The sequence below is a fragment of the Capnocytophaga sp. genome (assembly GCF_030532915.1).
Lineage (GTDB): Bacteria > Bacteroidota > Bacteroidia > Flavobacteriales > Flavobacteriaceae > Capnocytophaga.
On the sequence record NZ_JAUNKD010000010.1, the window covers coordinates 1 to 20,720 of the forward strand.

Below are 20,720 nucleotides of genomic sequence, written 5' to 3' on the forward strand. Positions count from 1 at the left end.
ATACCCATTTCACTACTGTTTTACTAAAAATAAAATTATATTATACCCATTTCACCGGTGATTTACCAAAAATAAAATGTTACATAGCACATTTCACTGATGAATCAGTAAAAATATAATTGTACACGGGTCAAAACATTGATTTGCCGAATAAAAAAATATTTTACTCAAAACGCTTTTCGCCCAAAATCATTTTATTTTTCCAAAAATGTTAAAATAACGCTAAATAATTGATTATTAAAAATAAATTACATAGCTTTGTAACGTAATTAATAAATCAAAAAACAAAAATAGTATGCTGAAAATTTTAAAACCTTCCGTTCGTATTACCGAAATGGCCGATACCGCCCATCAGTTAGTAATGCTTTACAAAGGCGAAACAGCCCTTGCCAATGACCCCATCTTAAAACCTGTATTTACACAGGTAGAAGCACTTTCCGAACAGCTATCGCAAGCCATTAAAAGCGATAAAATACTCTCGGAACTCGATAAATTAGACAACCAACGCGATGACGCCATTCGCAAACTCGAAAAATACCTGAAAAGTTATGCTAACATCCCCGTGGAAACGCTTCGCAAGTCGGGCGAGAAGCTCTACGCCGTGTTTGCAAAGTATGGCGTGGGCATCACTCGTGAAAGTTACGCGGTGGAATCGGCTCATATCGAATCCCTTCTGAAAGACCTCGCCGAACCGGCTCTCGCAGCAGACATCGACGCACTCGAAGGCATCGCCCCCACCATCGAAACACTCAAAACCACCCAAGCCGCCTTTAATGAACGGCGGTTATCACACGACAAAAACCTCGCCGAAAAGAGCAAACGCCCCAAATCAGCCGACCTTAAAAAGCAACTCTTGAAGCAAATCAACACCGGACTGATTCCGTACCTCACCGCGGCGACTTTCGTAAGTCCCGATGCGTTTACGCACTTCGCCGACACGGTGGCACAAATCATCAATACAATCAACAGTAATATCTCCGTTCGGAGCAAAAAAACAGAAAAATAACCAAAAACGCAGCTTGTTTTTTGTCAATCGAAAAAGCAAGCTGCGTTTGTTTTTTAATCGAAGAAATCGTCATCATCGTCAATTTCATTAAACAAATTGTCGATGGCACGGCGGTCTTTTTTGGTGGGGCGCCCCTCCCCTTTTTGGCGGTAATATTCTTGCGCCAGTTTGTTTATTTCGGCTTGTTCAAAGGCTTCGGGCGGGGTGAGGTCTTGCCGATACAGGCTCACCAGCTTAGCACCAACCCGTGATGTGGGGATATCCAAAATGAGCAACTCGTAGTTTATCTGATTTTTACGCACCACGAGCTTGTCGCCTGCAAACACCTCACGCGAAGGCTTGGCAGCATCGCCGTTGATGCGCACATGTCCTTTTTTGCAGGCTTCGGTGGCAATGTTTCGGGTTTTGAAGTAGCGCAAACACCACAAAAGTTTGTCAATCCGCATATTTTTTACATTTAATACCAATATTTCATCGCAAAAATAATATTATTTCGTATCTTGCACCCCTCAAAAAACAGATAATTTTATATGATTCGTAAAACAATATTCAGTATCAGCTCATTGCTGGCTTTAACAATCGTTTCTTGTAAGAAGGATAACAGCAGTTCCGCGCAAGTTATACCACCGCGTGACGTTACCGAAGTGCGCGACGAGAATGATGCCGCCATCACTGCCTACCTCAAAACGCATTTCTATAAACTTGAAAACAATCAAGTGATTTTGGACACCATTGCAAAAGAAAACGCACAAGCCGAACCGCTTTTCAACAAGGTGCAAACTATTGAATTAGATGTTTTTGATGCCAACAACAACAAAGTGCGCCATAAATTGTATTACCTTCCGGCACGCGAAGGCTCGGGAAAGCAATCCTCCATTGCCGATTCGGTTTTCGTTTCATACAAAGGGCAATTGCTCAATGGAAAAACCTTTGACCAGTCGGTCGGGCATACGCTTTCAAACTGGACAGACCTGCTCGGCTCCCGAAGTCAGGGTAACAACGGCACCATCAGAGGTTACCGCGAAGGAATCGCCCTGCTGAAAGACTCGCAAAGCCCCGTTACCATAAACAACGACGGAACGATAAGCGTTCCGGAAGACGGCGGTGTAGGCGTGTTTTTCATTCCTTCCGCATTGGCATATTTCAACTCGGCTGCGGGCAGCATTCCGGCATATTCACCCCTTATCTTTACCGTGAATTTGATAAAAACCAAAAATGCCGACCACGACCACGACGGCATTCCTTCCATCAAAGAAATTAAACGGGAAGACTACGGCATCGTAACCTATCCCGATTGCGACAATGACGGTTTCCCCGATTATTTGGACGCCGATAAATGCAAAGAATAACAAATCAATCTGAAAATCAATACAACCACCACCTTTGCCAAAGCCCACAACACTTTGGCAAAGGTGCTTGTTATAAAACTACTTGCTTTTGCGTATGAAAAAACATATTCCGAACATAATCACCCTGTTAAACTTATTTTGCGGAACCATTGCCGTGGTGCAAGCCGTTCAGGGCAGGCTTGATTGGGCTGCGTTTTTTGTGGCTTTGGGTATTTTTTTTGATTTTTTCGACGGATTTTTTGCGCGTCTGCTCAATGTGAAGTCCGATTTGGGTTTGCAACTCGATTCACTTGCCGATATGGTAACTTCGGGGGTTGTGCCCGGCATTGCGATGTTTCAATTGCTTGCCAAAAGTGATTTTATTGTTGAAAACAGCGCGCAACCGGCAGTAACTTGGCTTGCATACGCCGGATTTTTAATCACGCTGGCTTCGGCATACCGATTGGCAAATTTTAATATCGACACCCGCCAAAGCACGAGTTTCATCGGTTTGCCAACACCCGCCAACGCTTTGTTTATACTGGCATTACCGCTTATTTTGCAGTACGAATCCGCGCCGTTTTTAGAACCCTTTTTACAAAACACCTTCTTTTTAATGTTGCTCACCTTGCTGAGTGCCTATATGCTCAACGCCGAAATTCCGTTGTTTGCCTTGAAGTTCAAGGATTTTTCTTTCCGAAACAATAAAATCAAATATATTTTTATACTTATCAGCGTTTTATGCCTGATTTCATTACGATTAACGGCAATTCCGGTTATCATCGTGCTGTACGTGCTGTTTTCACTTTTTCAAACGAAGAAAAAAGGGGCGTAACTGGCTTATAAATTGTATTTTAGGGGCTCGACCTCGGCGTGTGGCTGGAAGATGTATTTTTTTCCGCTGGCAAGTTCGGTGCATTCAAAACATTTGATGCGTTTTTTCCCTTTTTTAAAAACGCGCCCGTCTTTAATGCGGAAAATTGTTCCGATGGGCAATTCAAAAATGAAATCGGCAGTTGTTTCTTCATCAAAATCCTTTAATGCCAATGCCAAAACGGGGTCAATATCGCTGCTGGCGGTCGGGTTTTTAAAATGATTGGCTACGACTCTGAGCAAAGGCTCGGGGAAAATATCGGGTGCAATGAAAGGGAGCATCAATCCGCTGAATGTGTATTTCCATTCTTTTCCGTGTGGCTTTATAAGCCTCCCGAACTTTTTAAAAGCTACCAAATGGGCTATTTCGTGAATGAGGGTGATTAAAAAACGATATTTGTTACTGCCCGCATTGACCGTGATTAGGTGTTGCCCACCGGGAAGTTGTTGGTAATCACCGTGGCGCGTTTTGCGTTCATTTACGATTTTTAAATGCACACTGTGGAACTTAATAAGTTCAAAACAAGGCATAACCGCATTTTCGGGCACGTATTTTGCGAGGATATTTACCACCGTGATTTCAAATAAAAAATTGCTGTTTTAAGTCGGGCAAAAATACGATAATTTGTATAATTCGGCAAATTACTATCAACATATTGCCTTTTGCGTGAAGCGCTTACAAAAATCAAAAAGTTTTATCCTCAAAAATTTTCCGATTTCAGAAAAAAATCATACATTAGCCCGCAATTAAAAAAAGAATCAATGGAAAACAGAGAATTATATCGTTTTGTAAATGCCGAAGATTGGACAGAAACACTTGCTGACAATCAACTAATTGAGCTTTTAAAAGATACCGACTTTGCACGGGAACAAACCGATGAGGGGCGTGATTTTTGTTATTTCTTGCACAAGTATAGCAAAGCAGATAACGACAAAACCTCGGATTATGCTTTTATGGCATACACTTTAACACAGCCCGAAAACTTGGAGCGTGCCTCAATGTATGATATGGTGTTGGAAGAAAATGAATTTTTTGACATTCACCGCATTAGCGTATTTAGAAATGGACAAATTATTGACAAAACCCCCGATACAACCGTTAAAGTTTTGGACAACGAAAACCAAAGCGGACGCGGGATATTGAGCAGTTCCAAAAAACTCAACATCTCCATCAAGGATTTGCACTTGAACGATATTCTTATTTTGGAAGACACCAAAATCAAGGTCTTCACCGAAAAAGAATTTCTGCGTCGCGATTTTGTTAAAAACGTGTACATCACCCCCGATACCTACTGGGCGTATGGCAAGTATCACTACAAATTCATCAACAACCGCGACAAGCGTGTGGCGTACAAAGATATGTTCTTCCGTGATGAAAACGGAGCTGTTTTGCCCAGTGAAATAAAATTTTTGGACAAAGGAGAGTCGTTTGACATCTTGAAATACAATTACATAAATCCGGTTGATCCGAGTCGTGAAATTTTCCCGTTTATTGATTTCGCCACCGAAAGCAACTGGACGGACTTATCGAATTACATCTATCCGCTATATAAAGAGGTGTTCGACTCGTCTGATTTGAAGCAGTTCGCCCCTGACCTTATCGAGAAATTAGACGCAATGCCGTCGCTGGACGAGAAGATTCAGTACGCCATTGAGTACGTGCAGAATAACATCTATTATGTGTACAACGCCGATGAAATGAACGGACACAAACCCCAAGAGCCGGCGGTTACCTACCAAAACAAACAAGGGGATTGCAAGGCGAAGTGCGTTTTGCTCAAAACCGTTTTGGATTATCTGGGCGTGGAGTCGTCAGTGGTGTTAGTGAATTATAATTCAGACTTTTACCTGAAATATTATTTGCCGTCGCTTTTGTCATTCAATCACGTGATTGTCAAAATCAATTACAAAGGCGAAGAATATTTTGTTGATGCCACCTCACGAAACGAGTTTGGGCGTTTGCAAAACAGAGCCGTAATCAGTTTCTGTTTTTATATGGAAATAGCTCCCAATCAATCTCTTAAAGTGCGCAAACCCGTTCGTTTTGAAAAATATTGCATCGATGAGAAAGTTTCGTTTGACGTAAAGGAAAACACCGGAAAGTTAGTGCTTGACACCACTTATCGTTACAACCGTGCCAATACGATGCGTAACTATTTCAAATCGAGCAATAAAAAAGAAATTCTGGACAGCTGGAACAACGCACTTTTCTACAACCTAAACTATTGCAACGACCGCAAAGGAAAAGATTATCGCGATATTTTCAAAAATGCGTCATTGCAAATCATAAATGACGATAAGGTTGAAAACGTGTTCACGGTACGATACGAAGCCGAAGTAAACGACCCGTACTTTACCGACCCGAAAGGCGCGCGTTTTTTGATGTATTTTGACCATACCGTGCTGAAAAACAATGTGAGAGATTACCAACACAGCGATGCAAGCTTCTGGCACAATTTTGATAGCGAGCATTATGAAATTGCACTCTCAACCGATTTAAAAATCGATACCAAAGAGAAGTTTACCGTTCAGGAAATCGATATTAAAAACGAGTTTTTCACCCATAAAACCGAGAAATTCATCACGAAAAACTCCGGAAAAGTAACGGTGGCTTACAATCCGCTTACCAATGTTGAGATTCCGCTGGATAAGTTCGAAACGCTTCGGGAAGATTATCACAAAGTAGCGGACAGCAACTTCGGAATAGGAATCGACATCATCGAAGGCGGTCTTGTCAATTCATTAAAACGATTGTTTAAATAATCACCACAAACAAAAAGAGATTTGAAAGTATTGATTTTCAAATCTCTTTTTTAGTTAGTTACGATTGTTCTCAAAAATTTGACAAGGTTTGTGATTGTCCGAAGCATTAAACTCCCATTATTCAATAAAGTAAATCGGGTATCGCAAATGCGATTTTTCGTAATGAGGCGTTTGGCGGTAAATCCAGTTGAGTTGCTGATAACTGCTATCGGCAAAGGCTTTGTCTCTCTTTTTCATAAGGTCAAGCGAATCTTTCAAATGCGGGTTTTTATGAAGAAATTCCAATGCGATGTCTTCAAAAAGGTAGGGCGAAAAATGTTCTTTCTGTTGCAAAACCGAATCGAAGAAGTTCCAATTAAAAAATGAATCAACTGCCTCCGGTTCAAGCGTTTCTATTAAATAGCGCTTCGCAGTTTGGTTTGCTGCAACGATGAAATCGCCTTTGTACAACTGCACATAATCCTGATGTTTTGAAACTTGCGTATCGAAATGCAAATAATGCCCTTCAAAAGGTTTTTCGGTGGTTTTGTAATCTTCTATGCGGTAGTAACTTACGAGCATTAGCGTATCTTTTTCAATTTCCGACATTTCCACCCCGTTGATTTTCAGTCGCTCCACAACGTTTTTCCAAACTTTCGGAACGATGTAAGTCGTTGGTACTTTTACGCTTTTTTGGGGCAAGAATCGCTCATAAAACGGAATTTCTTTAACAAAGGGTTTCGTTTGGTCGTATCGCAATCGCGTGAGCCCCGTAACTTCACTTATCAGCGTGTCGGCTTTGTATCCGTGAAAAGTAATGCTCGAAACCTGCGTGCTGTCTATCCGCCACTGAATCGGAAAATCACTTTTTGCCAAATCTTCTTCAAATTGTTTGATTTTTAGTTCTTTAATATTTTTTGAATCGGAATCTAAAATCTCAACAAGGCTTTTCATCATTTCGTAATTTGCCTCAACACGCTGTTTGTAAGGCTTTAACATATGTGTCTCAATCAAAATACCGATACAGTTCCACAAATTCACATATCCGGTGGAATAACGGGGCGAATCCATCGTGGCGTTGTATCCCGCATCAGGCGGTCTGTTCCAAACATTTACGTACGGAACCAATTTCCAAAAAGGTTTCGGAAGCGAATCACTTTTAAATTCGTTTTGGCGCTTAACAAGTGAATCCGACAGGCGTGGCAGTAAACTCTCGCGGGTATAATTCCCTATAAATGAACCTGCTTTATCGGGTTGAGAAACTGCGTAAGTCAATGAATGTTGGTAATCGGCTCCGTTGGTTACGTGATTGTCGATGAAAACATCGGGCTGTACCAACCGAAAAATTTTGGCAAACGAAAGGGCATTTTCCGAATCATTTTTGATAAAATCACGATTCAAATCCAAGTTTTGGGCATTGCCTCTAAATCCGTATTCTTTTGGGCCGTTTTGATTGACACGCGAAGTGGAATTTCGGTTCAACGCACCGCCAATATTATACACGGGAACGGCAACAATTACTACATTATCAGGGACTTTAATCTGATTTTGAACCAAATTGCGGAAAAGCAACATCGTGGCATCAATTCCATCAGTTTCGCCGGGGTGTATTCCGTTGTTAATCAACAGAATTGTCTTTTCTTTTTGTAATTTTGAAAAATTAAATTCGGCATCGGCATTATACGTTACGATGTGTAAAGGCAAGCCCGCATCGGTCTGCCCCATTGTTTTCAGGCTGATGGTGCTATATTGGCGGGAGAGTTCTTTGTAAAAATCAATAACTTCCTCATAGGCAGCACTTTCTGTTCCGTTTGAAGTTTCAAATCGGGTAACAAAACCTTCTTTGGAAGTAAAAAACGTATTCTCGCAAGAAGCCAAAACACTTGCCAAAAATCCAAAAAACAGCCATTTTTTCATAAAAAACGTATTTTATATCGATTCAATTCCCCATTGAGCCACATATTTCTCGTAGGTTTTCGGGTCGATGGAACGAATCCCATTGGTGAGCAAACGTACTTTATAACCCAACGAAAGGGCATCGTTCACGCTGTATGCCACACAAAAATCACCCGCTAATCCGCAGAAAGTGAGCTCGGTAATGTTTTTTTCTTTCAAAAAACCGTGCAACCCCGTACTGTTGCCTTTGTTATTGTCAAAAAAAGCACTGTAACTGTCCACTTCGGGTTGCATTCCTTTCCGAAAGATGGCCGCAATGGACGAAGTGTCCAAATCGTTGTGCAACTCGGCTCCGCGCGAACCTTGCACGCAATGGTCTGTCCAAAGGACTTGCTTAATTCCGTGTAAATCAACAATTTCAAATGGATTTTTCCCTTCGTGGTTGGATGCGAAACTTTGGTGATTTTGCGGATGCCAATCTTGCGTGGCAACCACCAAATCGTATCCCGAATGTATTTCTTTATTTATGAAAGGAATTATTTCATTGCCTTTTGCCACCGGAAGTGTTCCGCCGGGCATAAAATCATTTTGTACATCTATGATTATCAGAGCTTTCATTTTAGTTTGATTTTAGTTTAAACTTTGACAAAGTTTGTGGCTTTGCCAAAGTTTTTGGGTTAAAATTTATTCAATCGTAATTTCGTCAACAAATAAAAATCCTAATTTGCCTTTGGCTTGAGTATGCCAATCAGGAATGCTGCGTTCCGAAGTGATTTTTACTTTCACAAAACGCGTTTTTAGAGTTTCAAACGAAAGGGCGTGCGTACGGATTTCGCTTTTATGTCCTTCTTTTTCCGATGGATACGCCTCAGAAGCCACCTCGCGGAAATTCTCCCCGTCATCGGATACGGCAACCGAAAAACTGCGGGCATCGTAAATCCAATCGCCGGTAATGACGTTGGCATTAAACGCCACTTTTGAAACCTCGGTGGCTGAACCTAAGTCGATTACGGCTTCCAAATCATCGCCCGAAAAGGCAATCCAGCGTCCGGTTTTGAAATTCTCACGCCCCGTACTGCCATCAACAAGCACTGTTTCTCCGTTGTATTTATATGACGGATAGATAGTTGAAAGCATTTTGATAGGTCGGGCAGTTGCCTTGTTGAATTTAAAATCTTCGGCAAAAATGCGTGTTTTTCCGCTCTCGCGAATCCCTACGGCTCGCAATTGCACATCTTGGGCGATTTTAATGGGTTGCGAATATTTTTCCGACTTTTCGGTAGGCTCGCTTCCATCTAACGTAAAATAAATAGGAGCATTATCAACCGTAGCGAAACTCACTTCGATATTGCCTTTCGTTGCGGTTATATCTGACTTTAAATCAAAGATATGCGTAGCATAGTTGTATCCGTATAGCTCGTAAATTTTAATCAACGGAACAACGCGTTTTAAGAAGTCTGGATAATTTTTCTTCTCGGGCTGAGTCCATTGCACCTCAGCCAAAGCGGCAAATCGCGGAAGTGCCATATACTGCACTTGTTTGAACGTTTTGATGTACTCGGTCCAGATATTGGCTTGCACGCCCAAAATGTGTTTTCGTTTTTCGGGAGTAAGTACCTCAGGAACAGGCTCAAAGCTATAAGCCCGCTCAACAGGAACATAGCCACCGATGGCAAGAGGTTCATTTTCTGTGTCTTGTGATTGGTAATAATCAAAATAGAGGAACGACATCGGCGTCATAATGGCATCGTGACCGGTTTGAGCTGCGAAAGTTCCACCTTCGATACCTCGCCACGACATCACGGTGGCATTCGGAGCGATGCCGCCTTCGAGAATTTCGTCCCACCCGATGATTCTTCGTCCTCTCTTGGCAAGAACACGCTCAGCAAACGAAATTACGTGGCTTTGCAAATATTCTTCCGCTGTGTGATGGGCATCTTTTTTAAAGCCTAACTCTTTGATTTTTAACTGACATTTCGGACATTTTTCCCAACGCACTTTCGGGCTTTCATCGCCTCCGATGTGAATGTATTCCGAAGGGAAAATATCGGCAACTTCATTTAAAATATCTTCAATGAAGCCGTACACTTTTTGGTTTCCGGCACAAAGTACGTCGTCAGAAACGCCCCATTGCGTCCAAACTTCGTACGGCCCCCCGGTACAGCCCAATTCGGGATAAGTGGCGAGTGCGGCTTGCATATGTCCGGGCAAATCCACTTCCGGAATAACGGTGATATGGCGGTCTTTGGCGTAAGCAACAATTTCTTTCAGCTGGTCTTGGGTATAAAATCCGCCGTAAGGTTTTCCGTCGTATTCACCTGAATTTCTGCCGATAACGGTTTCTTTACGCTTTGACCCCACTTGGGTAAGCTCGGGATATTTTTTGCTTTCGATACGCCAACCTTGGTCGTCAGTCAAATGCCAGTGGAAGGTATTCATATTGTGAAGGGCAAGCATATCGACGAAAATTTTGATGGAATCAATGGGAAAGAAATGGCGAGCCACGTCCAGATGTGCCCCACGATAACCGAAACGCGGCGTATCGGTGATGGTTACCGAATGGAGTTCCACCGCATTAACCTGCTCAACGGGGATTGACTTACGCAAGGTTTGAATTCCGTAGAAAACACCCGCTTCAGAAGCTCCGTTTATGGTTATATTTTTCTGATTTACAGAAAGTTGATAAGCTTCTTTATTTTCGGAAGCAAAATCGGTTTTTAGGGCGATGATGTTTTCGGTAGCTTCGGTTTGTTCGGTAACAGAAAGCTTGATACCTGATTGTTTTTCAATATATTGCGAAAGGAATTCGGCATTTTTTTTCAAAACTTCATTTCCTTTCGGATACGTAATTTTTGTGGAAGCGGTGAGCGAAAATGCTTCGGTTGCTTTTTCAGAAATTTCCAACGGCAAAGGAACAATTTGATAATCAGCCTTTGAACTTTTAGTGGTTGTTTGGCAAGAAATTAAGGACAAAACGCCTACCAAACAAGTCAGTACAGATTTTATAGTCATAATTTTCAAAATACTATGTTTTTAACCCAGCAAAGTTACGATTTTTTTTGGGGTAAACAATAGAAATATTCGTTAAAAAGGATTTTGAAATATGTATGACATAATACAAAATCGAATTGAGAATATCAAAGGCTTTCACGGCAAACAATGAAAAATGTTAAAATAATAGCTTTTATTTTTTGCAATTCTTTTTGGTTTTTAACAAAAAAAAACATTTTTTTTCATCATTATTTTAGATACATTTCATATTTATAAAACATTTTTCAAAAGAAATTAATTAAATCCAAATGTTAAAATTTAACTTTTTACTTGCATATTCAACATAATAGATTAATTTTGCCCCCGAAGAAAATTAAAACAAAAAATTATTTAATTATCAATTTTAGTTTTTATGAGAAAAATGTTTACTTACTTGGCAGCTTTTTTAATGATTGCTGTAACAAGTTGTACGGAGGACGTAATGTATGATGACCTTGTGGTAAGTGTTAAAGACCTTACACAAAGGGTGGGAGAAAAAACTGCTTTTGAAATTAAAGCGGGAAGTGGAGAGTACGAAGTTACTAGCGCCAACGACAAAATTGCTACGGTAACAACTTCAAAATCAACAGCAACTGTAACAGGCGTTGCCGCAGGAGAAACCACAGTAACGGTGTATGACAGAGGCAACGAACAGAAAGCGGTGGTAAAAGTAACCGTAAAAAAGGCGCTTCAAGCCATTGTTGTTGATAGGACGGAAGTTAATTTAGCACCGAAAGAAGCTGTAACCCTTGCCATTAAGTCAGGAAACGGAAGTTATGAACTGTCAGTAGCCGATACAAAAATAGCAAAAGCAACCCTACAAGGCGAGAAAATCGTTGTTGAAGGAACTGCCTTAGGCACAACAACACTTTCCGTAAAGGATAAGGAATCAGGAAAAGCCGTTGAAGTTCAAATTTCAGTTATTGGTAAACTTGCCGTTGATAAAAAGGAGATAGCCACCAAGTTAAACGCCACCGAAGTGGTTACAATTCTTGCCGGCAGCGGGCAGTACATCGTAAAAAGTAGCGACGAGGCGATTGTAAAACCTACTCTTTCAGCAAATAAAGTCAGTTTAACTACGTTAAAATCAGGAGAAGCTATCATCACCATCACCGATACAAAAACCAAAAATGTTTCGGACGTAAAAGTGATTGTTTATGCCGATATTTCCGTTTCAAAAAATCAAATTCAACTTGAAAGCGGAAAAATAAATACGGAAATCAGCATCACTTCCGGAAGCGGGCAGTACACGGCAACTTCAAACAACCAAAACATCGCCACGGTTTCGCTTGCACAAGGAAAATTGACTATCAAAGGTATTGCACACGGAACTGCCAAAATCGTTGTAAAAGACAGCAAAACCGAAAAAACAGCTGAAATTCAAGTTACAGTAACCGTTGCTGACATCACCTTATCGACCGGCTCAGTAAACGTAAAAGCTACTGAAAACGCGACATTAACCGCTTTGTCGGGTAGCGGAAATTATCAGGCTACATCAAGCAATCCGACCGTTGCCACCGTATCAGTTAATGGTAATAACATAGTTATCAACGGGAAAATAGTCGGTTCAACAAAAATCACCGTAAAAGATAAAGTAAGCGGAAAAGAAAAAGTTGTAAGCGTTACCGTTACCTATAAAAGAAATATTGTGCTTTCCCAAACAAATTTGGAAGTAAACACAGGCACTACCAAAAACGTAAGCATCTCTTCCGGAAGCGGGTCTTACGCTCTTACGTCAAGTAATTCAAACGTAGCAACGGCAAGCATTTCGGGTAATGTTATCGTAGTTAAGGGAATAGCAGCCGGGACGGCTAACATTACCGTTTCAAACTCAATTGACAATCCCGTAACATTGGTTGTAAAAGTTATTCCGGCAGCCACTACACCGAACGGCGGTAACGGTTCAAAGGAATTAGCCGGTGATTTGGTGTTCGTTGAAGGTGGCACTTTCAAAATGGGAACTCCTTCACGAGGTGATGGTGATGAATTACTGCACACCGTAACGTTAAGCAGTTTCAGCATTACAAAATATGAAATCACTAACGAGCAGTTTGTTAAATTTTTGAACGCCAAAGGGAACCAAATTGAAGGCGGTGCAAAATGGTATCAAGGAAAAGACATCAAACAACAAGGAAATACGTTTGTGGTAAACCCCGGACGAGAGAAATTCCCTGCCGTTTTCATAACTTGGCAAGGAGCCAAAGCCTTTGCAAAATGGGTTGGCGGTGATTTACCAACCGAAGCTGAGTGGGAGTATGCCGCACGAGGCGGAAACAAAAGCAAAGGGTATCTTTACTCCGGAAGTAACAACTTAGACGAAGTGGGCTGGTATCTTAGCAATTCGGGCGGAAGATTACACGCTGTGGGCGAGAAAAAGCCCAATGAATTAGGTATTCACGATATGAGCGGAAACATTTGGGAATGGACAGCCGATTGGTATGGAGCCTATTCCACCGCACATCAAACGAACCCTACGGGTGCCGCAACCGGTTCAGCACGTGTTAGACGGGGAGCAAGTGCTTTCTGCGTGCCTAACACCAACCGAGCTACCAACCGAAGCAACCGAGCCCCTACCGGTGTTCGTCACAATCTCGGAATTCGAGTGGTATTCAGACAATAACATAAAAAATAATGTAACAAAAAATCCTTTCGCGTTTGTGAAAGGATTTTTTTTGTTGTCAAAATATAGCGATTCACTTTTAATTGTAAAATTCTATAATCTTCCTTTTTGGAGAAGAGAAAATTTATACAAGCAGATATGTAACACACATCAAGAAATTTTCACGGAGACGTCAGGAAATTTTCAAACATACGTACAGGCGTATGCAATACGCCCACTATCTATTCAAAAACGTACTAATAAATCTTTGTCAAAGTTTTGAAACTTTGACAAAGATTGACGTGCATTTATAAACAGAAAACCTAGACAAAAACACATACAAAATCACGTTTGTAACTATCTGAACATCAATACTAATAAAAACACACGTCAAAAAATAAATTTCTTGACGTCAAGAAAAAAATTTCCTGACGTCAAGAAATTTTCACGGAGACGTCAGGAAATTTTGAAACATACGCACGGGCATATTCCATACGACCATTAGGTTTCCAAAAACGTACTAAAAAACCTTTGTCAAAGTTTTGAAACTTTGACAAAGGTTGAAAAGAAAACTATTACAACATCTATTTTAGATGAGTTATATTTAAGATAAAAAATGTATTCATCATTCTTATCCTTATCATATAAAACACTGGCTCAATTTCAAATTCTTCTTTATTTCTTTAAAAAATGATTTACAATAACTTTCCGTATGTCAGTATTCTTTATTTATGGGCTCAATGATTTTTCCGCCTTTGGCAAATATTTTATTGATAAGTTCCTTAAACGTATTGAAATCTACCGAGTACGTAATCCCCGCCCCTTGCGTGTAACCGATTCTATCAAGCTGATACTGTTGCCATTCGTTTTCACGGAAGAACAATTTGGCTGAAAGGCTACCCGTTTCAGTCAAGCGAAATTGCACCTCCACATTTCCGGCTACGGCGGTGCGGGTTACCCCCCCTACCGGAATCCCGACTTTGGCATTCACTGAAGCCCATTCGGTAATTTGCGTGGAAACCGTGAAGCCCAAACGGTCGCTGCTGGCAATTTCTGATGAGCTATCAACCACGCCGGCTTCATACGAAACCCCTAAATTTAGTTTATTATCCTCATCAGAAAGCAAATTATTAAAAAGCCCGGCTGCCGTTTCAAATAAGTTATAGGCTACCAGTCGGTTATCCGTATTTTTATCACTCATAAACGAACCCTGTGCCAAGAGCGAGAAAGCCTGTAACTGCTTGCGGTCTTGGTCTGCCATACGATAGTTAAGCTCTGACACCAAACTTGGGTTGCTGTCCGGAAAGGTAACATCAAACAGTGTTTCGGGTTGCATCAATTCCCCTTCGAGCTTGATTAACACCTGAGTAGGAATTTTTCGGTTGTATTGTGATGACTCCAATAACACGGATGGATTGGCATTCAGGGTGTATGCGGCTTTCAAATCGCGTAGGGTGGCTTTGAGCGGGTCGCCACTCCACGAAATTGACCCACCGGGAAGTACCGTAAAACGCTTATCTATAATATTTTCAAACTTAAAATTATAATATCCGGAATAGGTGATGAAGTCGCCCCACATATTAAACTTTCCGTTGGTATTGATTTCTATGAGCAAAGTTCCGTCGCCCCGCCCAACAAGGTTACTACCTGTTTTTCTGTCCATTACGATTTCTATTTCGGCAGAAGGCAATACGTCTAACTCAAATTTAAGCTCCAAGCCCTTAACGGATTCCAAAGTTCGTTCCACTTTGATTTCTTGATTTCCTTTTTCAACGAAGGTGATGAACGAATCATCGCCGATTCCCTCACCTTCACTTAACGGAATTTTGAACTGGGTCCCGTCTTCGGTTTTGGCTTTCACCGAGATAACTAATTCATCAATAGCCCCTTTAATTGAAGCTTCGCCTTGAATAAAGCCTGTTCCGTAAAACAACGCACCTTCGGCATATTCGGTGTTCAGTACCAAAAAACGCTTATCTTTCGATTTGAGATTCAAATCAAAAAACCAATCGGAGAGTTTGTTATGGCGTATATTTCCGTTAAGAATAGCCTGTGTTTTGAAAGCCGTATCGGTAAGCGTCCAATTAGGAAGTTCAAAAGTTTGGTGATTTACTTTCAGTTTGGCATCTTCCTCAATGTCAGCATTTAAGTTCAAATAAGTGATCCCAACGCCTCCTTTTCGGATTGAAAGCTCACCGTCCATCGCCGGATTTTCAATTGAGCCTTGAATAGCAATATTACCTGAAACCCATCCCCTTAAATCAAAAAGAAGTCCTTCAACAAACGGATTAAACGGCGCCAAATTAAAATCTTGAAAACGAGCGTTCAAATCAAGTAACGTTCCGCGTTTTTTATCCAGATGTATTTTGCCATCGGTTCTGAAACCCAGTGTTTTTCCATTGACAAAACGCGCCGATACGCTAAACGATGACAAATCACTGTTACCGAAAACACTCGCTTCCAAATCACCGTAATCATATCCGTTTAGGCGGAAGTAGCGTATGAATAAATCGGATGAAGGGTAGTACAAATTGCCTTTTTGTGTGAGTGATAAATGCCCGTTGAGGGTTCCGCGCAAATCTAACCCTTTCATCTCAGGGGTAATTTTTGCCAGAGACACGTTATTGGCAACAATATGCAAATTTTTGTAATCATCTTTGGTTATCAACCCACTCAAATTGATATGCTGATTGTGGTGCGCCATTCTGAAATTATCAATTTTGATGCTGTCGGCGGTTCGGTTAATAATGATTTTATTTTGTTTATCCGAATTTTCGCGATTGATAAACCACGCATTTTCTTTAAAATTGAACAGTGATCTTTTCAGCCCGATGATGGATTCCTGCTTTTTGTTAAGCGTGTGATAAAAATTGAGTTCGTAGAAATCTTTCTGAGTATCACCTCCTTTGAATTCGGTTCGGAAAAAGAGCGTATCTTTAATGGTGGCGTTAATCAAATTGAAATCACTGATGCTGTAAGCTCCCAAATCGGCTTTCCCTACCTCAAAGAAGGCATTGTAAAGCGGATTTTTATTGTCGATTTTCAAATCAATCCCGTCAATTTGATAATCATAAGCATTGATTTCCGGCGATTTAAACTGCATTTTAAAACTTCCGTCATCGGCAACAATTTTTCCTTTCAAAATGGTATTTTTCCCGATTTTCACTTTCGGAACAAACACCTCAATAATTTTATTATAAATATTGAAACTAAATTCAATATACTGATTTTGAGCTATTTTATAAGGTTTATAATGAGCGTAAATACTTCCGAAAGCATTTTGCAACACTTTCTTGGCTTCAATCATTTTGAACTTGCCTTTAACATTACCACTGATAATATCGGGTGAATTGATGGTTATTTCTTTAATTCCGTCATTTGATAATGAAGATGTTACCTCAAAATCATCAAACAGAAAGACATCCGTCGAGTTGGTGTACTGCGTATTTTTAAACCTAATTTCCCCCACGATGGCGTCCAAATCGTTACCTTGAATATTAAAAACAATATTTCCTTTAAATTTGGAAATAGAATCGGATTGAACGAACTTCAAAGCGTGCAAGTCAGCGATGTCTATATTTGCCTGAAAATCAAACTTTGAGTTATTTTTTGAAAAATCGGCAAGCCCGCTAAAATTCATTTTCAAATTGGTGTCATCGGCAGTTACCTTTCCGTTAAAAACCTGATTTTTAAATTCACCATTAACTGATATATTGTTATAATTGTAATCGTTATACGAAAATGAATTAACGTTTCCGCTCGCGTGTAACTTAATCGTTTTCAAGTCATAACCTCTACCTTCAACCTCCAATTGTGCAGTTAGCGCACCAACGCTTTGGTCATCAATCAAAGCACCTACATCTAAATTTTGGGTTGATAAACGCCCTTTGTAAAACATATTTTCAACGTTTTCCAAATTTTCAAGAACGCCATCGAGGGTTGCATTTCCTTTATAGGAGCGCAATTCCAAATTGGTTTGCAATGCCGTGGTTGTGTAAAGTAGGTCGCCGTGAAGTGAAAACATTTCCAAACGTTGCAATTCGGCAGGCAAATTTTGCCCCAACTGTACGGGCAGTAGCGTTGCCAAATCATTATAAATCGTTTCCAAATAAATATCTTTTCCACTGATTATAAGCTTTTTATCATCAGAAAGTAAATTCTTAAAAGTAAAAGTACCTTCTAGAATCGTATTTTGATAAGTTATCTCGCCTTCGGAAGTTTCAAAATCGTTTAAAATCCCTTTAATCAGTAAGTTATTAACTGACAACGTTTTTCCTTTTGTGAACCCGTCATAAAAAACATTGAGGTCGTTGGTGGCTAAATTCGCCTTTGCGATTTTCACATCAAGCGTTACGTGGTTTGAAAAATCACCAAAACCTATGGAATCAAGATAAAACCGAATATTGCCTTCCAAATCCGAATCTTTTGTTTTAAAATTCAGATTATCAACACTTAACAACGAGTCGGTATAGGCAAATTTTGTATCGAGATGTGTTACGTCAATTTTTTTGTCATACGTAAGTTTTCCGTTTTGGGCTTCAAAAAACACTTCCGAATCAATAATATTGAAATCGTTTAAACGAACGTTCAAGTTTTCAATTTGAAGCAACGAAGGATTTTTACTATTAAAATCGGAAATATAACAACTACTGTTTTTCAGGTTAATAGCCTTTGATTTCATTATGAAAGTTCCGGTGCTTGGTTCGCCCGAATCAAACTTAGATATAAACACGTCTAAGTTTGAAAGTGTATCGCCTTTATAGGTTTTCATATTGAAAATCAAGCTATCAGCATCAATAGTCCCGAAATACAAATTGCCTTCCAGCAACTGCCCGAATTTTAAAACCGAGGTTTCAATTTCTTTTGCCGAAATAAGCGTATCTTGCTGAAAATCTTTGATTAAGACACGTTTAAGCGCCACATCACCATTGATTTTAAGATGCACTTTTTCAATTTGTATGTTTACGTCATAATCGCTATTGAGCCAATTCATCGCTTTTTTGGCGATAAACGTCTGAGTAACAGGCAACGCAAGAAGTATGGCAATAACCCCCAACAACAGCAGGGTAATCCATAAAAAACGAAATAGTATTTTAAATAACCGTCTGATTTTAAACTAAATATTAAATTAATTCGAACCTAATTAATAGTGGAGCGCAAAGTTAAAAAATTATTATTGAATTGTTGCAAGTTTTTTTATATTTTTGATTATCAAAATCAGCTTGACTGACCACAATTAAGCGTATTATTGCAAAAAAATTGTTATTTTTGCAGGCAAAATCAGTTTATTTTTTTGAAAAATGACCCAACCCAACATTTACATTTTAGCAATTGAATCATCGTGTGATGACACCTCGGCAGCCGTGTTGTGTAACGATAAAGTGCTCTCAAACGAGGTTGCCAATCAGGAAGTTCACAAACAATACGGAGGCGTTGTACCTGAATTGGCATCACGAGCGCATTTGCAAAACATTGTACCTGTGGTTGATAGCGCATTAAAAAAAGCCAACATCTGCAAAAACGAACTGTCGGCTATTGCTTTTACGCAAGGGCCGGGACTTATGGGGTCATTGCTCGTTGGGACTTCCTTTGCCAAATCACTGGCTATGGGGCTGAACATTCCGCTCATTGAAGTAAATCATATGCAAGCGCATATTTTGGCGCATTTTATCGATGAAAATAACGCAAAACCCGAGTTTCCGTTTTTGGCAATGACCATCAGCGGCGGGCATACGCAAATTGTAAAAGTAAATGATTTTTTCTCGATGGAAGTTCTCGGAGAAACCCTCGACGACGCTGTGGGTGAGGCTTTTGACAAAACTGCCAAAATTTTGGGATTACCTTACCCCGGCGGACCTTTGATTGACAAATATGCCCAAGAAGGCAACCCAAAAGCATTCAAATTCAGCAAACCCAAAACCGACGGACTCAATTTCAGTTTTTCCGGATTGAAAACCGCAATTTTGTATTTTGTTCAAAAAAATACGGCACAAAATCCAAATTTTATCAACGAAAACCTTGCCGACATTTGTGCTTCGGTACAACATACCATTGTTGAAATATTAATGCAACGCATTCAAAAAGCTGTCAATCAGACTAATATCAAACACATTGCCATCGGCGGTGGTGTTTCAGCCAATTCGGGCATACGAAACGCATTGCTCGCACTGGGCAAAAAACACGGCTGGCACACCTATATACCTAATTTTGAATACTGTACCGACAATGCCGCAATGATTGGCATCGTGGGATATCACAAATATCGTGAAAATCACTTTGCCAACCAACAAACTACGGCAAAAGCACGGCTAAAAATCGGAGAATAAGCACTATACCTCGATAGTAACAGATTTATTTTCTTTGTTTTTTCCTGCTTCAAAATAAAAGTCAATCCGACCTAAATTTATACCAAAACACCCCACCTGATTCACCAAAGTCGTGTTTCCTTTTTGATTGGTAACCAAGGTTGGTTTAGGCAGAAATGTGTGCGTATGTCCGCCTATAATCAAATCAATATCAGCTGTTTGCCGTGCAATTATCAAATCCGAAATAAGTTTATCGCTACGGTATTCATATCCCAAATGCGACAGGCAAATTACCAAATCACACTTTTCGTCGTGGCGCAATTTGCGTTCCATATCTTGGGCAATTTCAAGCGGATTTAAATAAACCGTCTCCTTGTAGTTTTTCTTATTCACCAAACCTTCGAGTTCGATACCCAAGCCAAAAACCCCAATGCGGACGCCGTCAAGTTCGTAAATTTTGTAAGGTTTTGTATGTCCGTCTAATAGCGTATTTTTAAAATCGTAATTGGACACCAAAAAATCAAATTTTGCGTGCGGAAGTTGCGCGTAAAGCCCTTCAAGACCGTTGTCAAAATCGTGATTACCAAGCGTTGCGGCATCGTATTTGAGCATTGACATTAGTTTGAATTCCAGTTCGCCTCCGTAAAAATTAAAATAAGGTGTTCCTTGAAAAATATCGCCAGCATCAAACAAAAGCGTATTGGGATTTTCATTGCGAATTTGCTGTATCAAATAAGCACGCCGAGCTACACCCCCACGGTTCGGGTTTCGGGCATCATTTTGAGGCATCGGGTCAATGTGACTGTGAGTGTCATTAGTATGTAAAATAGTGATTTTCTTCATATTATCAGGCTTCATTGACAATGATAGTCCTCCAAAACCTAAAAATAATGACGTGGCACCTACGCGTTTTATAAATGTTCTTCGTTGCATAATTTTCT

The 20,720-nt window shown here is 40.2% G+C and carries 13 protein-coding genes; 6 read left to right on the top strand and 7 right to left on the bottom strand.

The genetic code is table 11. The annotated features are described in order from the left end of the window. Window positions 1-295 precede the first annotated feature (295 nt). Window positions 296-1,006 (top strand): DUF6261 family protein, encoded by a 711-nt coding sequence (locus Q4D72_RS04425; RefSeq protein WP_303076319.1) that lies wholly within the window; start codon window positions 296-298, stop codon window positions 1,004-1,006. A 53-nt stretch (window positions 1,007-1,059) separates the two neighbouring features. Here the strand turns inward: Q4D72_RS04425 and Q4D72_RS04430 are convergent, their stop codons facing one another. Then, window positions 1,060-1,452, bottom strand: coding sequence for an RNA-binding S4 domain-containing protein (locus Q4D72_RS04430; protein WP_303076321.1), 393 nt, complete (start codon window positions 1,450-1,452; stop codon window positions 1,060-1,062). A gap of 84 nt (window positions 1,453-1,536) precedes the next feature. Between Q4D72_RS04430 and Q4D72_RS04435 the strand changes: the two genes are divergently transcribed. Then, window positions 1,537-2,355, top strand: a complete 819-nt coding sequence (locus Q4D72_RS04435; protein ID WP_303076322.1) for an FKBP-type peptidyl-prolyl cis-trans isomerase — start codon at window positions 1,537-1,539, stop codon at window positions 2,353-2,355. A gap of 94 nt (window positions 2,356-2,449) precedes the next feature. Beyond that, a complete protein-coding gene (locus Q4D72_RS04440; RefSeq protein ID WP_303076324.1) occupies window positions 2,450-3,169 on the top strand; it encodes a phosphatidylcholine/phosphatidylserine synthase in 720 nt (239 codons plus the stop codon). A 5-nt stretch (window positions 3,170-3,174) separates the two neighbouring features. Here the strand turns inward: Q4D72_RS04440 and Q4D72_RS04445 are convergent, their stop codons facing one another. Next, entirely contained in the window at window positions 3,175-3,780 is a 606-nt protein-coding gene (locus tag Q4D72_RS04445) for a SprT-like domain-containing protein (RefSeq protein ID WP_303076325.1), read from the bottom strand. Window positions 3,781-3,969: 189 nt separating this feature from the next. On the opposite strand from Q4D72_RS04445, the gene Q4D72_RS04450 reads away from it, so the two are divergent. Beyond that, window positions 3,970-5,970 carry a hypothetical protein gene (locus Q4D72_RS04450; RefSeq protein WP_303076326.1) on the top strand — a complete coding sequence of 667 codons (2,001 nt, stop codon included), beginning with the start codon at window positions 3,970-3,972 and terminating at the stop codon, window positions 5,968-5,970. A 117-nt stretch (window positions 5,971-6,087) separates the two neighbouring features. Here Q4D72_RS04450 and Q4D72_RS04455 read toward each other — a convergent pair whose 3' ends face one another. The 3 genes from Q4D72_RS04455 to Q4D72_RS04465 form a co-directional block, all read right to left on the bottom strand. Continuing rightward, a complete protein-coding gene (locus Q4D72_RS04455; RefSeq protein ID WP_303076327.1) occupies window positions 6,088-7,866 on the bottom strand; it encodes a M14 family metallopeptidase in 1,779 nt (592 codons plus the stop codon). A gap of 12 nt (window positions 7,867-7,878) precedes the next feature. Next, window positions 7,879-8,463: a bifunctional nicotinamidase/pyrazinamidase gene (gene pncA, locus Q4D72_RS04460; protein ID WP_303076328.1), complete on the bottom strand. Its 585-nt coding sequence runs from the start codon at window positions 8,461-8,463 to the stop codon at window positions 7,879-7,881. A 66-nt stretch (window positions 8,464-8,529) separates the two neighbouring features. Further along, entirely contained in the window at window positions 8,530-10,857 is a 2,328-nt protein-coding gene (locus Q4D72_RS04465; protein WP_303076330.1) for a family 20 glycosylhydrolase, read from the bottom strand. A 391-nt stretch (window positions 10,858-11,248) separates the two neighbouring features. Between Q4D72_RS04465 and Q4D72_RS04470 the strand changes: the two genes are divergently transcribed. Further along, the gene (locus Q4D72_RS04470; protein WP_303076331.1) at window positions 11,249-13,495 is read left to right on the top strand and encodes an SUMF1/EgtB/PvdO family nonheme iron enzyme; all 2,247 of its coding nucleotides are present in this window, start codon (window positions 11,249-11,251) and stop codon (window positions 13,493-13,495) included. A 694-nt stretch (window positions 13,496-14,189) separates the two neighbouring features. Here Q4D72_RS04470 and Q4D72_RS04475 read toward each other — a convergent pair. After that, entirely contained in the window at window positions 14,190-18,536 is a 4,347-nt protein-coding gene (locus tag Q4D72_RS04475) for a translocation/assembly module TamB domain-containing protein (protein WP_303076401.1), read from the bottom strand. Window positions 18,537-18,774: 238 nt separating this feature from the next. Here Q4D72_RS04475 and tsaD point away from each other — a divergent pair, with 238 nt between their 5' ends. Continuing rightward, window positions 18,775-19,800, top strand: coding sequence for a tRNA (adenosine(37)-N6)-threonylcarbamoyltransferase complex transferase subunit TsaD (gene tsaD, locus Q4D72_RS04480; RefSeq protein WP_303076332.1), 1,026 nt, complete (start codon window positions 18,775-18,777; stop codon window positions 19,798-19,800). Between the two features lie 3 nt (window positions 19,801-19,803). Here tsaD and Q4D72_RS04485 read toward each other — a convergent pair whose 3' ends face one another. Continuing rightward, a complete protein-coding gene (locus tag Q4D72_RS04485) occupies window positions 19,804-20,712 on the bottom strand; it encodes a bifunctional UDP-sugar hydrolase/5'-nucleotidase (protein WP_303076334.1) in 909 nt (302 codons plus the stop codon). Between the last annotated feature and the right edge of the window lie 8 nt (window positions 20,713-20,720).

Bases quoted from the DNA above. Each gene is read 5' to 3' on its own strand.
- tsaD (WP_303076332.1), top strand. From the start codon at position 18,775: ATGACCCAACCCAACATTTACATTTTAGCAATTGAATCATCGTGTGAT.
- Q4D72_RS04435 (WP_303076322.1), top strand. From the start codon at position 1,537: ATGATTCGTAAAACAATATTCAGTATCAGCTCATTGCTGGCTTTAACA.
- Q4D72_RS04470 (WP_303076331.1), top strand. From the start codon at position 11,249: ATGAGAAAAATGTTTACTTACTTGGCAGCTTTTTTAATGATTGCTGTA.
- Q4D72_RS04430 (WP_303076321.1), bottom strand. From the start codon at position 1,452: ATGCGGATTGACAAACTTTTGTGGTGTTTGCGCTACTTCAAAACCCGA.
- Q4D72_RS04450 (WP_303076326.1), top strand. From the start codon at position 3,970: ATGGAAAACAGAGAATTATATCGTTTTGTAAATGCCGAAGATTGGACA.
- Q4D72_RS04455 (WP_303076327.1), bottom strand. From the start codon at position 7,866: ATGAAAAAATGGCTGTTTTTTGGATTTTTGGCAAGTGTTTTGGCTTCT.
- Q4D72_RS04440 (WP_303076324.1), top strand. From the start codon at position 2,450: ATGAAAAAACATATTCCGAACATAATCACCCTGTTAAACTTATTTTGC.
- pncA (WP_303076328.1), bottom strand. From the start codon at position 8,463: ATGAAAGCTCTGATAATCATAGATGTACAAAATGATTTTATGCCCGGC.
- Q4D72_RS04485 (WP_303076334.1), bottom strand. From the start codon at position 20,712: ATGCAACGAAGAACATTTATAAAACGCGTAGGTGCCACGTCATTATTT.
- Q4D72_RS04425 (WP_303076319.1), top strand. From the start codon at position 296: ATGCTGAAAATTTTAAAACCTTCCGTTCGTATTACCGAAATGGCCGAT.
- Q4D72_RS04465 (WP_303076330.1), bottom strand. From the start codon at position 10,857: ATGACTATAAAATCTGTACTGACTTGTTTGGTAGGCGTTTTGTCCTTA.